We start from the raw sequence: 12826 nt of genomic DNA, 5'->3' as shown, positions 1-12826 counted from the left end.
CGAACGCTGCCGCCCGCAAGGCGCGCCGTCGCGCCGAAGACTGGCGGCCAGAGGCCGGTCAGTCTTCCTGATGGCGCCGCTCGAGCCGGGTCATGCGCAGCAGGTGCAGGCGACGGCTGTCAGCGCTCAGCACGCGGAAGCGGTAGCCGTCGATCTCTGTGATCTCGTTGCGCTTGGGCAGATGGCCGAAGCGGCTCATCACCAGCCCGGCGACGGTGTCGTATTCGTCATCGGAAAACTCGGCTTCGAAGTGATCGTTGAAATACTCGATCGGCGTCAGCGCCTTGATCAGGAAGTCGCCGCTGGGCAAGGGCCGGATGTAGCTGTCTTCCTCGACGTCATGCTCGTCCTCGATGTCGCCGACGATCTGTTCGAGCACGTCCTCGATGGTCACCAGGCCCGCCACGCCGCCGTATTCGTCGATGACCACGGCCATGTGGTTGTGGTTGGCGCGGAATTCGCGCAGCAGCACGTTCAGCCGCTTGGACTCCGGCACGAAGGTCGCCGGTCGCAGCAGGTCGCGGATGTTGAAGCCGTCGTGATTTTCCTTCAGGGCCAGGGGCAGCAGGTCCTTGGCCAGCAGCACGCCGATGACGTCGTCCAGGCTCTCGCCGACGACCGGGTAGCGCGAGTGCGCGGCGTCGATGATCGCCGGCAGGAACTCGCGCGGCGTGAGGTTGGCGCGGATGCTGATGACCTGCGAGCGCGGCACCATGATGTCGCGCACCTGCAGATCGGCGACCTGGATGGCGCCCTCGATGATCGCCAGCGCCTCGTTGTCCAGCAGCTTGTTGTCGTGTGCTTCGCGCAGCAGTTCCAGCAGTTGCTCGCGGCTCTTCGGCTCATGGGCAAAGGCCTGGGTGATGCGTTCCAGCCAGGTTCTTTGCCCGTTGCTCGATCGGTCTTCGCTCATGTCGTTCGACTCAGGTTCCCTGCAATCGGCCGTGCGGCCGTTCTCATTCGTCGGCGTAGGGGTCGGGGTGACCCAGTTCAGCCAGCAAGTGGCGTTCCAGTGTTTCCATTTCCTCGGCCTCGGCGTCTTCGAGGTGGTCGTAGCCGAGCAGGTGCAGGCAGCCGTGGATGACCAGGTGCGCCCAGTGCGCCTCGATCGACTTGCCCTGCTCGGCCGCCTCGCGCTGCATGACCGGCACGCAGATGACCAGGTCGCCGAGCAGCGGGATATCGAGGATGCCGTCGGGCACCTCGGCCGGGAAGGACAGCACGTTGGTGGCGTAATCCTTGCCGCGCCAGGTGCGGTTGAGTTCGCGGCCCTCGGGCTCGTCGACCAGGCGGATGGTCAGTTCGGAGTCGGCACTGCGCTGGCGCAGCGCCAGTTCGCACCAGCGGCGGAAGGCCGAATCATCGGGCGCAGCGGCGTCGGTCGCGCGCTGCAGGTCGAGTTCAAGCACGGCCGCTGTCCTGCCGCCGTTGGTTGTCATCGTCCTGGGCGCTTTCGAAGGCGTCGTAGGCTTCGACGATTCGCTGGACCAGCGGGTGGCGCACCACGTCCTTGGCCTGGAAATGCGTGAAGCTGATGCCGTTGACGTTCTCCAGCACCTTTATCACGTGTGCCAGCCCCGACTTGGTGCCGCGTGGCAGGTCGACCTGGGTGATGTCGCCGGTGATCACGGCAGTCGAGCCGAAGCCGATCCGGGTGAGGAACATCTTCATCTGCTCGAGCGTGGTGTTCTGGCTTTCGTCGAGGATGATGAAGCTGTTGTTCAGCGTGCGGCCGCGCATGTAGGCCAGCGGGGCGATCTCGATCACCTGCTTCTCGATCAGGCGGGCCACATGCTCGAAGCCGAGCATCTCGTAGAGCGCGTCGTAGAGCGGGCGCAGGTAGGGGTCGATCTTCTGCGCGAGGTCGCCGGGCAGGAAGCCGAGCTTCTCGCCGGCCTCGACCGCCGGCCGCACCAGCAGGATGCGGCGCACCTGCTCGCGCTCCAGCGCGTCGACGGCGCAGGCCACGGCCAGGTAGGTCTTGCCGGTGCCGGCCGGGCCGATGCCGAAGTTGATGTCGTTATCCAGGATCGACTTCACGTAGCGCTGCTGGTTGGCCCCGCGCGGACGGATGTTGCCCTTGCGCGTGCGCAGCGTGACGCCCTTTTCTGCCGTGGGGTTGGCCAGCTCTTCCATGCCCGATTCCTGGAGGAACAGGTGGACCATGTCCGGCGATAGCTCGGTGCTCTTGGTTTCACGGTAGAGGCGACGCAGCAGGTTCTCGGCGGACTGGGTGACGTCCGGTGGGCCGATGAGTTCGAACTGGTTGCCACGGTTGCGGATTTCGATGGCCAGGCGTTGTTCGATCAGTCGCAGATGTTCGTCGAACTGGCCGCTGAGGTTGGCGAAGCGACGTGCTTCGAAGGGTTCGAGGGTGAAGCGATGCGGTTCTGTGGCGGCGTTCAAGGTCGTTATCGGGCCCATGAGGCTGAAGTGAGTGGAGGATAGCGCCGGCCACCCCGTGGGGAAAGCCGGCGTCCTGAACGGTCGACCACGCGGACCGGCGCGAGTTGCGTCGGCGCGGCGGCTCAGCTGAGCAGCGAGCCGCGCAGCGAATGGGGCAGCGCCTGGTCGATGTGCACGTCGACGAACTGGCCGATGAGGCGCGGATTATCGCTGCGGAAGTTGACGATTCTGTTGTGCTCGGTGCGCCCTTGCAGCATGCCCGGATCCTTCTTCGAGTAATCGGTGACCAGGATGCGCTGAGTGGTTCCGACCATCCGCCGGCTGTGCTCGAAGCCCTGCTGGCTGATGCGGTGCTGCAGGCGGGCCAGGCGTTCCTTCTTCACCGCCTCGGGCGTGTCGTCGGCCAGATCGGCGGCCGGCGTGCCGGGGCGCGCGCTGTAGACGAAGGAGTAGGAAAAGTCGAAGTCGACGTCTTCGATCAGCTTCATGGTCTGCTCGAAGTCCTTCTCCGTCTCGCCGGGGAAGCCGACGATGAAATCGGAGCTGATCAGGATGTCCGGCACGGCGGCCTTGAGCTTGCGGATACGCGACTTGTACTCGAGCGCCGTGTGGTTGCGCTTCATGGCGGCCAGGATGCGATCAGAGCCATGCTGGACGGGGAGATGCAGGTATTTGACCAGTTCCGGCACCTCGGCGTGGGCGCGGATCAGCGCGTCGGAGAATTCCAGCGGATGCGAGGTGGTGTAGCGGATGCGGTCGATGCCGTCGATCTCCGCCACCACGCGGATCAGGTCCGCCAGATCCGCCACGCTGCCATCGGGCATCGCGCCGCGGTAGCCGTTGACGTTCTGCCCGAGCAGGGTGACCTCGCGGACGCCGTTCTCGGCCAGGTGCAGCACTTCGGCGATGATGTCGTCGAACGGACGGCTGACTTCTTCGCCGCGGGTATAGGGCACCACGCAGAAGGTGCAGTACTTGCTGCAACCTTCCATGACCGAGACGAAGGCGGTGGGGCCGTCGACCCGCGGTTCGGGCAGGCGATCGAACTTCTCGATCTCGGGAAAGGAAATGTCGACCTGCGGCGCGCCGGTGCTGCGCGCGGCGTCGATCATTTCCGGGAGGCGGTGCAGTGTCTGTGGGCCGAACACCACGTCGACGTAAGGTGCGCGATCCCGGATGGCGGCGCCTTCCTGGCTCGCCACGCAACCGCCGACCCCGATGACCAGATCGGGCTTGTCCAGCTTCAGCTCGCGCCAACGGCCCAGCTTGGAGAACACCTTTTCCTGCGCTTTTTCGCGAATCGAGCAGGTATTGAGCAGGATGACGTCGGCTTCGGCCGGATTCTCGGTGAGTTCCAGGGCCTGGTGTTCACCCAGCAGGTCGACCATGCGCGAGCTGTCGTACTCGTTCATCTGGCAGCCGTGGGTTTCGATGAAAAGCTTGCGGGTCATGGGCTGGACCGGGTCTGTTCAAAAAATGACCGGCGATTATAGGCGCAGCCACCCGCCGATAAAAGTCGGCTGGCAGGGCCAAAGGTCGCAAGCGGTCGTGGCTGGGTCAGCGAGGGCCGAAGGGCGAGTCTTCGCCGGCGGTCTGCAGGTCGAGCATGAAATCGCGAAAGATCTGCCCGAGCACCTGCGTGGCGATCTCCAGCTCGTCGCGACGCATCTGGGCCGAGACGCGGTCGGCGGTGTCCAGGGCTTCCTCGGCGCCGTTGACGGCGGCCATCTTCAGCACGATGTAGGCCTGCACGTTGTTCGCCGGCACGCCTTCGCCGCGAAAGAACATGACGCCCAGTCGATGCTGCGCCAGCGCATGGCCGTGCAGGGAGGCCTGCTCGAACCACTCCAGCGCCTTGGCCAGGTCACGCGGCGCACGCTGCCCGTCGTAATAGAACTCGCCCAGCTCATAGGCCGCTTGCAGGTCGCCCTCGACCGCCGCCTGCTGGCAAGCGCGCAGCGCCGCCGGCAGTTCGTCGGCAATGGTGTTGAGCGCACAGCGTGCGGTCGCCGGGATCAGCAGGGAGTTGCCGCCCGCCGTGGCCAGCAGGGGCAATAGCAGCAACAGGCAACCCAGTGAAAGGTTGCGACCGGTGCGGATCATGGATCGGAGCGCCTCGGGCTTCTGGGCGTTGGATGGGGGCGCGCTGGAACGCGCCGGCCGTCACATTATGGATAAGCCGTCACGTCCTTACAAAGGCTTTACAGGCCTTGGCCGGCGCTTTTTTCGTCTGCGCCGCCGGACGGCTCCAGCCGGGTCAGCTGCAAGGCGAGTGGCAGGCAGGCCAGCCCGAGCAGCAGGACGCTCGCACTCGCCAGCGGATTGCCCGGAAGTGGCACGCTAATCAGCAGCAGAATGCCGGCGACCACGCCTGAAAGCCGCGCCGCCCGCGCATCGGGTCGCACCCAGGCGGCATAGAGCACGAGCGCGGCGCTGACCAGCGGGACCGCCAGCGCATAGGCCGGGCCCAGGCCGAGTTGGCGAGCGACTTCGAATAGCACGCAGAGCCCGAGCACCAGGCGCCCCCAGGTCGGCCGGCTCCAGCGCCAATCGCGGGCGAACGCCAGGACCGCCAAGGTCGCCAGCGGGATGCCGAGCTGGTAGGTCGCACGCGCGAGCCAGCCCTCGGCGGCGTCCAGGTCTGCGGAGGCGAGCGATGCAACACCGCTGACCGCGGCGAACGCGGCGGCCAGTGCGAAGCCGATCAGCGCACAGAACAGCGCGGGCTGCTCCTGCTCGCCCGCCGCACGCCAGTTGCGCGCCACCCGGCCCAGCGCCAGCAGCGCACCGATCAGCAGGACCGCTGCCTGTACCGCCTCCGGCGCGGTCATGCCAGACGGGCGAAGGCGCGCTCGGCCGCGTCGAGGGTCTGTTGCAGCTCCGCGTCGCCGTGGGCGATCGAGGTGAAGCCGGCTTCGAACGCGCTCGGCGCCAGGTAGACGCCGCCCTCGAGCATCAGGTGGAAGAACCGCTTGAAGCGCTCGACGTCGCTGGCCATGACGTCGTCGAAGCGGGCGATTTGCCTGGCGTCGGTGAAATACAGACCGAACATGCCGCCCACCTGGGTCGTGGTGAACGGGATGCCGGCGGCATCGGCACGCTGCTGGAGCCCGGCGAGCATGCGGCCGGTGTAATCGGTGAGCTGCGCATGGAAACCGGGTCGCTGGATCAGGCGCAGCGTGGCGAGACCGGCGGCCATCGCCAGCGGATTGCCCGACAGCGTGCCGGCCTGATAGACCGGCCCCAGCGGCGCAATCTGCTCCATGATGGCGCGCTTGCCGCCGAAGCAGCCGACCGGCATGCCGCCGCCAATGATCTTGCCGAAGGTGGTCAGGTCGGGTGTGACGCCATAGTGCGCCTGCGCACCGCCGAGGGCGACGCGAAAGCCCGTCATCACCTCGTCGAAGATCAGCACCACGCCATGCTCGTCGCACAGCCGGCGCAGACCTTCCAGGAAGCCGGGCGCCGGCGGCACGCAGTTCATGTTGCCTGCTACCGGTTCGACGATGATGCAGGCGACCTGATCGCCCTTTTCCCTGAGCGTCGCCTCGACCTCGGCCAGGTCGTTGTAGGTCAGGGTCAGGGTGTGCTTGGCGAAATCCGCCGGAACGCCCGCCGAGCTCGGCACGCCCTGGGTCAGGGCGCCGGAGCCGGCCTTCACCAGCAGGCTGTCGGAATGGCCGTGGTAGCAGCCTTCGAACTTGATGATCGCGTCGCGCCGGGTGAAGCCGCGGGCCAGGCGGATGGCGCTCATCGTCGCCTCGGTGCCGGAGCTGACCATGCGCACCATGTCCATGGACGGAACCAGCGAGCAGACGAGTTCCGCCATCTCGGTTTCCATCGCGGTCGGCGCCCCGTAGGACAGGCCGTGGTCGAGCCGCTGGCGCACCGCGTCGAGCACCTCGGGATGGCTGTGGCCGAGGATCATCGGGCCCCAGGAGCCGACGTAGTCGACGTAGCGCTTGTCGTCCTCGTCGTAGACGTAGGCGCCTTCGGCGTGCTTGAAGAACAGCGGGGTGCCGCCGACGCTGCGAAACGCCCGGACTGGCGAGTTCACGCCGCCTGGAATGTGCGCCTGGGCTTTGGCGAAAAGTTCTTCTGAGCGGGACATGCGGGCCTCCGGAAGCGTGCGATGGCTGCCGTGGCAGCCGGATGAAGGGTCAGGAAGTCGGGAACAGGGCGCTGAAGGCCCGGGCGCGGTGTTCGACCTGGTCGGCGGTGTCGACCGCGAACAGCCCGGCGATCACCGCCACGAGGCTGGCGCCGCGGGCGATCAGGTTGGGCGCGTTATCCAGCGTCACGCCGCCAATCACGACGATCGGCAGAGCGAAGCGGCGCTGCGCTTCGTCGAGCAGCGCTGGCGTAGCGGCGGGGGCGCCGGGCTTGGTCTGCGAGTTGAAGAAGCGACCAAAGGCGATATAGCTCGCGCCCTGTTCGATCGCCTGCTCGGCCAGATCCAGGCGGGCATGGCAGGTCGCTCCGATGATCGCCTCCCGACCGAGTCGCGCGCGGGCCTCGACGAGCGAGCCATCCTCCTGGCCAAGGTGCAGCCCGACGCCCAGCCGTTCGGCGAGGGCCAGGTCATCGTTGATGATCAGGTCGGCGCCGTGGCGCTGGCAGAGGTCGCGCAGTGCCTGGGCTTCATGCAGGCGGCGCATGGTGTCCGTCGACTTGTCGCGGTATTGCAACAGGCGGGCACCGCCGCGCAGCGCGGCTTCGGCATAGGGCAACAGGCGGCCATCGGCGAGCAGGTGGCTGTCGGTGATGGCGTAGAGGCCACGTAAGGGTGCGCTCATGCGGGCCTCGGCTCAGTCCAGATCCAGCGGCAAACGCCGCGGAATGTACTGGCCGCGGCCCGGTGCCTCGGCGTCGCGCAGCGTGCGCCAGGTGTAGTCGAGTGCCGAACGGACCGCGCTGGCCAGCCCTTCGCCCAGCGCGAGACGGCCGGACAGTGCGCTGGCCAGCGTGCAACCGGAGCCGTGGTAGCTGCCCGGCAGGCGCTGGCAGAGGAAGTCTTCGCGACGGCCATCGCGGGAATAGAGGCGGTTGTGCACCTCCTGCTCGTCACCATGGCCGCCCGTGATCAGCAGGTGCTCGATGTGTGGCAGAAGCCGCTCGGCGCACTCATCGGCGGTGCCGTTGGGCAGGTCGGCGAGGATGCGCGCCTCGGGCAGGTTCGGCGTGGCGATCGTGGACAGCGGGAACAGCCGCTCGCGCAAGGCATAGCCGACGTCGTCCGGGCCGAGCGAGCCACCGCCGCCGGCGCGCAGCACCGGGTCGCAGACCAGCGGCACGCCCGGCAGCGACTGGAGAAGCTCCAGCACCGTCTCGACCATCTCGGTCGAGCCGAGCATGCCGAGCTTGACCGCGGCGATCGGCAGGTCGGCCATGATCGCACGGGCCTGGGCCAGGACCCAGGCGCGGTCGAGGACGCGGAAATCGGCGACGTCGACGGTGTCCTGCACCGTCAGCGCGGTGACCGTCGGGGCGGCGTGGCAGCCCTGCGCGAGCAGGGCCTCGATATCGGCCTGCAGACCGGCGCCACCACTCGGGTCGTGGCCGGACAGGCAAAGCACTACGGGGCGGGAATTGGGCGTTTTCATGGCGCGCGAGCTTATCACCATTCGTCTGCGAAGGCCGTCCTGGCCGGCTGCGCTTTCACGTCGCCGCTGCTACAGTCGCGCACCGAATTTGATGGCGAATCGCCGCCTCTGGCGATGGCAGGTGCGCATGTGGCGGCAAGTGATGATCTGTCTGGTGCTGGCACTGCCGCTCCAGGCGCTGGCGTTGACCTTCGACGGACGGCTGGAGCGGCTGCCGCTCGGCGCTGAGCTGAGCGTGCTGGAAGATGCCGCCGGTACGGCCGACGTCGTCGAGGTGCTGCGCCGCGACGAGCAGTTCCGTCCTGCTGGCGAGGCGGTGTTCAACGCAGGCTATACGCGGTCGGCCTTCTGGCTGCGCCTGGAGCTGGATTACCGGCCCGCGGCGAGCGTCGCCGGGCAACCCCGCACCTGGCTGCTCGAACTGGCCTATCCCCCGCTGGACGAGGTCGAGCTCTACCGGCCCGCTGCCGACGGCGGCTACCGCCTGGCCGCCCAGACCGGCGACACCCTGCCGCTGGCGTCTCGGCTGGTGCGTCAGGGTAATTACCTGTTTCCGCTGGAATTGTCGCCAGGCCGGCCCGTTCGCCTGTACCTGCGGTTGCAGAGCCAGGGGTCGATCCAGGCGCCGCTCACGCTCTGGTCGCCGCAGGCCTACATCGAGGACCAGCCGGCACGCATCTACGCGCTGGGCATGATCTACGGCGTGCTGCTGGTCATGCTGGTCTACAACCTGCTGCTGTACCTCGCCCTGCGCTTGCGCAGCTACCTCTATTACGTCGGCTATATCGCCTCGTTCGGGCTGTACCAGGTTTCGGTCAACGGCGCGGGCGTGCGCTACCTGTGGCCCGACAACCCCTGGTGGGCGAACGCGGCGACGCCCTTCCTGATTGGTGCGGCAATCCTGTTCGGCGGGCAGTTCGCCCGGCTTTTCCTGGAAACCCCCCAGTTGGGCCGGCGCTGGGATTGGCTGGTGAAAGGGCTGATGGTCCTCGGTGCGGCGACCTCGGTGCTGGCGCTGACCACCAGCTATGGGCTGGCGCTGCGCCTGGCGACCGGTCTGGCGCTGCTGTTCACGCTTGTCATGCCGGTGGTGGGATGGGTCGCCTGGTCGCGCGGCATGCGGGCTGCCCGCTGTTTCATCATCGCGTGGTCGGCGTTCCTGCTGGGTGGCTTCATCAATACGCTGATGGTGCTGGGCTTCCTGCCGAACACCTTCTTCACCATGTACGCCAGCCAGATCGGCTCGGCGCTGGAGGTCGGCCTGCTGTCGCTGGCGCTGGCCGATCGCATCAAGCACATGCGCCACGAGCGCGAGCAGCTCTTGCGGGCCTCGAGTGACGAGCTGGCCGCGCTCAACGCCGAGCTGGTGCAGGCCAATCGGCTCAAGGACGAATTCCTGTCGACGCTGAGCCACGAGCTGCGCACGCCCATGAACGGCGTGCTCGGCGGGCTCGAACTGCTCGGCCCGGACTCGCCGCCCGCCGAACGGGCCGAATACCTGGCGCTCGCCGATGGCTCGGCGCGCCGCATGCTGCGCATGGTCGACAACCTGCTGGCGCTGACCGAGCTGCGGGCCGGCCGCATGACATTCGAGCCGGTGCCCTTCTCGTTGCGGGCGCTGCTCGACCGGCTGCGTGTCGCGCATGGCGAGGCCGCGCGTGAAAAGGGGCTGCGGCTGGAGTTGCGGATCGACGGCTCGATCCCCGACGGCCTGTGCGGCGATGCCGACAAGTTGAACCAGGCGCTCACCCACCTGCTGGACAACGCCATCCGCTTCACCGACAGCGGCGAGGTGTCGCTACGGGTCGCCCAGGCCCGACTGCCCGGCACCGATCTTGGCTTGCAATTCGACGTGATCGACAGCGGCACCGGGCTCGCCATGAACGAGGCCCTGTACGACCCCTTCCGCCAGGCCGATGCCTCGATGTCGCGGCGCCACGGCGGGCTGGGCATCGGTCTATCGCTCGCCCGGCAACTGGCGCGCCTGCAAGGCGGCGACATCAGCCACCGTGCCCGCTCCGGTCGCGGCAGCTGCTTCACCCTGACCGTGCCGGTCGCGCTGGCCGCGGAACGGGTGCCGGGCGAGTTCGAGACCACCAACGGCTGACGGCATCGGGTGCGGGTTTGGCCGATCCCCCGCTTTTTTCGGGATCGGCGCCATGGTTATCTGCGGCAATCGATTGCAGGAGATCCGTCATGGCCACCCGTCACGTCCCGCTCGCCGAAACCCACGCGGTGTTCAACCAGGCGCCACCGCTGGAAGGCACCAACTTGTACCTCGTCGACCGGCCGCTGCAAGCGTGGATCCGCCGTTATCGAGGCGACTGGGCCACCTTGCGCCTCGAGGCCTACGGCGCGCTGGCCGGCGGCCCGCTGATGGAGGCCGGCTTCCTCGCCAATGAGCACAAGCCGGTCCTGCGTACCCATGACCGCTACGGTCATCGCATCGACCAGGTCGACTTCCATCCGGCGTACCACCAGTTGATGGCCACGGCCGTCGAGCACGGCATCCCGTCGCTCCCCTGGACCGAACCGCGCGCCGGGGCCCATGTCGCCCGCGCCGGCCTGATGTACCTGCACAACCAGGCCGAAGCCGGTACCAGCTGTCCGCTGACCATGACCTTCGCCAGCGTGCCGGCCCTGCGCCAGCAACCGGAAATCGCCGACGTCTGGCTGCCCAAGCTGCTGCACGGCGCCTACGACCCGCGCAACCTGCCGCTGGCGCAGAAGACCGGCGTCACCATCGGCATGGCCATGACCGAGAAACAGGGCGGTACCGATGTGCGCGCCAACACCACCCAGGCCCATCCGGTTGGCCAGCCCGGCCCTGGTCAGGCCTATGAACTGGTCGGGCACAAGTGGTTTTGCTCGGCCCCGATGTGCGACGCCTTCCTGACGCTCGCCTACACCGAAAAGGGGCTGTCGTGCTTCCTGCTGCCGCGCCATCGGCCGGACGGCGAGCGCAACGCGTTTTATATCCAGCGACTGAAGAACAAGCTCGGCAACTGGGCCAACGCCTCGAGCGAGGTCGAATACCGCGGCGCGCTGGCCTGGATGGTCGGCGAAGAAGGGCGCGGCGTGCCGACCATTCTCTCGATGGTCTCGATGACGCGCTTCGACTGCATGATCGGCTCCAGTTCGCTGATGCGACAGGCGCTGACCCAGGCGCTGCATCATTGCCAGCACCGGCAGGTGGGCGGGCGCGCACTGATCGACCAGCCGCTGATGCGGAACGTCCTGGCCGACCTGGCGCTGGAAAGCGAAGCCGCCCTGGCGCTGACCTTGCGCATGGGTCATGCGCTGGACGAAGCGGCCAGCGAGCACGAAGCGATCTTCGCCCGGCTGGTCACCGCGGTCGGCAAGTACTGGATCTGCAAACGGGCCCCGGCAATGGTCAACGAAGCGCAGGAATGCCTCGGCGGCGCCGGCTACGTCGAAGAGACCATCCTGCCGCGGTTGTACCGGGAGGCGCCGGTCAACTCCATCTGGGAAGGCTCGGGCAACGTTCAGTGCCTGGATGTCCTGCGCGCCCTGTCCAAGGAAGCGGGCGCACTCGAGGTCCTGTTTGCCGAACTGGGCGATGGCCAGGGCGAGGCTCGCCTGGCCGGGCACATCACCCGCCTCAAGGCCGCCTTCGCCGACACCTCCGACATCCAGTACCGCGCCCGGCAACTCACCGAAGACATCGCCCTGGCCCTCCAGGCCAAGCTCCTGCTCGAAGCCGGCAACGCGGCCGTGAGCGACGCCTTCATCGCCAGTCGACTGAACGGACAAGCGCGGACGTACGGAACCTTGCCGCGAGCGCTCGAGGTGACGGCAATCCTGGAACGCTCGCTGCCCGCCTGAAGGGCGGGGGCTCGGTAGGGTTTGGGGTAGCGGCTTTAGTCCTTGTCGATCAAGCCGTTACGATTGGTGTGTTCCCCGCAGGCGCGGGGATGAACCGAGTCCGAATCTTCCGTCGCTGGTGAGGATTGCGTGTTCCCCGCAGGCGCGGGGATGAACCGTCACCACCAGAAGAACCGTGCGAGGCTAAATCGTGTTCCCCGCAGGCGCGGGGATGAACCTGCGTTCAAACAGATGCTTGCCGAGCTGGCTCAGTGTTCCCCGCAGGCGCGGGGATGAACCGAGCAGGAACGGCCCACTCCTGCTGGCAGTTGCGTGTTCCCCGCAGGCGCGGGGATGAACCGCTGGCCATGCAGGACCTGCAGTCATTCGTGAAGTGTTCCCCGCAGGCGCGGGGATGAACCGACCATGCTGTTTACCTACGGCCACCGATACGCGTGTTCCCCGCAGGCGCGGGGATGAACCGACTCCTGCATGTTGTAGCCGATGGTCTGGCGGGTGTTCCCCGCAGGCGCGGGGATGAACCGACGACGCACTGCTGATCGACAGCGAGCCTGGCGTGTTCCCCGCAGGCGCGGGGATGAACCGGCCCCCTTCAACCGGGCCGCTGTAGTAGCTCCGTGTTCCCCGCAGGCGCGGGGATGAACCGGCGCCGAGGTACACGACAGCAACCCGCAGTACGTGTTCCCCGCAGGCGCGGGGATGAACCGGTGATGAACCCGTCATTCCGCCGCTTAGCCGAGTGTTCCCCGCAGGCGCGGGGATGAACCGCGCGCCGACGACTTCGACTATCCCTTCTTCACGTGTTCCCCGCAGGCGCGGGGATGAACCTTGTTGTGGCTCAATGATTCTGGACACCCCGATAGGGCGCTAAGCTTCGCCCAGCCATACGGTGTTTACATGACCAGAAGATCATTCAGTACAGATTTCAAACTCGAAGCAGCCAGCCTGGTGCTGGATCAGGGTTACTCGGT

At 67.2% G+C, this 12826-nt stretch carries 11 protein-coding genes and 1 CRISPR repeat array; of the genes, 2 read left to right on the top strand and 9 right to left on the bottom strand.

Going from position 1 to position 12826, the window contains the following annotated elements; all coding sequences use genetic code 11:
• Window positions 1-58 precede the first annotated feature (58 nt).
• The 9 genes from D7325_RS03540 to D7325_RS03500 form a co-directional block, all read right to left on the bottom strand.
• A complete protein-coding gene (locus tag D7325_RS03540) occupies window positions 59-913 on the bottom strand; it encodes a CorC family transporter (RefSeq protein ID WP_120994161.1) in 855 nt (284 codons plus the stop codon).
• 43 nt (window positions 914-956) lie between these two features.
• The gene (gene ybeY, locus D7325_RS03535) at window positions 957-1409 is read right to left on the bottom strand and encodes an rRNA maturation RNase YbeY (RefSeq protein WP_120994159.1); all 453 of its coding nucleotides are present in this window, start codon (window positions 1407-1409) and stop codon (window positions 957-959) included.
• Window positions 1402-2406: a PhoH family protein gene (locus D7325_RS03530; protein ID WP_120994157.1), complete on the bottom strand. Its 1005-nt coding sequence runs from the start codon at window positions 2404-2406 to the stop codon at window positions 1402-1404. Before D7325_RS03530 ends, ybeY begins: the two co-directional genes overlap by 8 nt.
• Before the next feature lie 122 nt (window positions 2407-2528).
• Window positions 2529-3857, bottom strand: a complete 1329-nt coding sequence (gene miaB / locus D7325_RS03525) for a tRNA (N6-isopentenyl adenosine(37)-C2)-methylthiotransferase MiaB (RefSeq protein WP_120994155.1) — start codon at window positions 3855-3857, stop codon at window positions 2529-2531.
• A gap of 106 nt (window positions 3858-3963) precedes the next feature.
• On the bottom strand, window positions 3964-4509 hold the full coding sequence (locus D7325_RS03520) for a tetratricopeptide repeat protein (protein WP_120994153.1): 546 nt from the start codon (window positions 4507-4509) through the stop codon (window positions 3964-3966).
• Between the two features lie 98 nt (window positions 4510-4607).
• The gene (locus D7325_RS03515; RefSeq protein WP_120994151.1) at window positions 4608-5237 is read right to left on the bottom strand and encodes a hypothetical protein; all 630 of its coding nucleotides are present in this window, start codon (window positions 5235-5237) and stop codon (window positions 4608-4610) included.
• A complete protein-coding gene (gene hemL, locus D7325_RS03510; RefSeq protein ID WP_120994149.1) occupies window positions 5234-6517 on the bottom strand; it encodes a glutamate-1-semialdehyde 2,1-aminomutase in 1284 nt (427 codons plus the stop codon). The genes D7325_RS03515 and hemL overlap by 4 nt, the downstream gene beginning before the upstream one ends.
• A gap of 49 nt (window positions 6518-6566) precedes the next feature.
• A complete protein-coding gene (gene thiE, locus D7325_RS03505) occupies window positions 6567-7202 on the bottom strand; it encodes a thiamine phosphate synthase (protein WP_120994147.1) in 636 nt (211 codons plus the stop codon).
• A 12-nt stretch (window positions 7203-7214) separates the two neighbouring features.
• Entirely contained in the window at window positions 7215-8009 is a 795-nt protein-coding gene (locus tag D7325_RS03500; protein WP_120994621.1) for a hydroxymethylpyrimidine/phosphomethylpyrimidine kinase, read from the bottom strand.
• A gap of 91 nt (window positions 8010-8100) precedes the next feature.
• Between D7325_RS03500 and D7325_RS03495 the strand changes: the two genes are divergently transcribed.
• Both D7325_RS03495 and D7325_RS03490 read left to right on the top strand, forming a co-directional pair.
• Window positions 8101-10116, top strand: coding sequence for a sensor histidine kinase (locus D7325_RS03495; RefSeq protein WP_281273486.1), 2016 nt, complete (start codon window positions 8101-8103; stop codon window positions 10114-10116).
• A gap of 89 nt (window positions 10117-10205) precedes the next feature.
• Entirely contained in the window at window positions 10206-11855 is a 1650-nt protein-coding gene (locus tag D7325_RS03490) for an acyl-CoA dehydrogenase family protein (RefSeq protein WP_120994145.1), read from the top strand.
• A gap of 68 nt (window positions 11856-11923) precedes the next feature.
• A CRISPR array of direct repeats spans window positions 11924-12684; the repeat unit is 29 nt; unit sequence GTGTTCCCCGCAGGCGCGGGGATGAACCG.
• Window positions 12685-12826 lie beyond the last annotated feature (142 nt).

This window comes from Stutzerimonas urumqiensis (assembly GCF_003640395.1).
Lineage (GTDB): Bacteria > Pseudomonadota > Gammaproteobacteria > Pseudomonadales > Pseudomonadaceae > Stutzerimonas > Stutzerimonas urumqiensis.
Note: the sequence above shows the minus strand (reverse complement) of the source record. Positions and strands in the feature narration are given on the sequence as shown.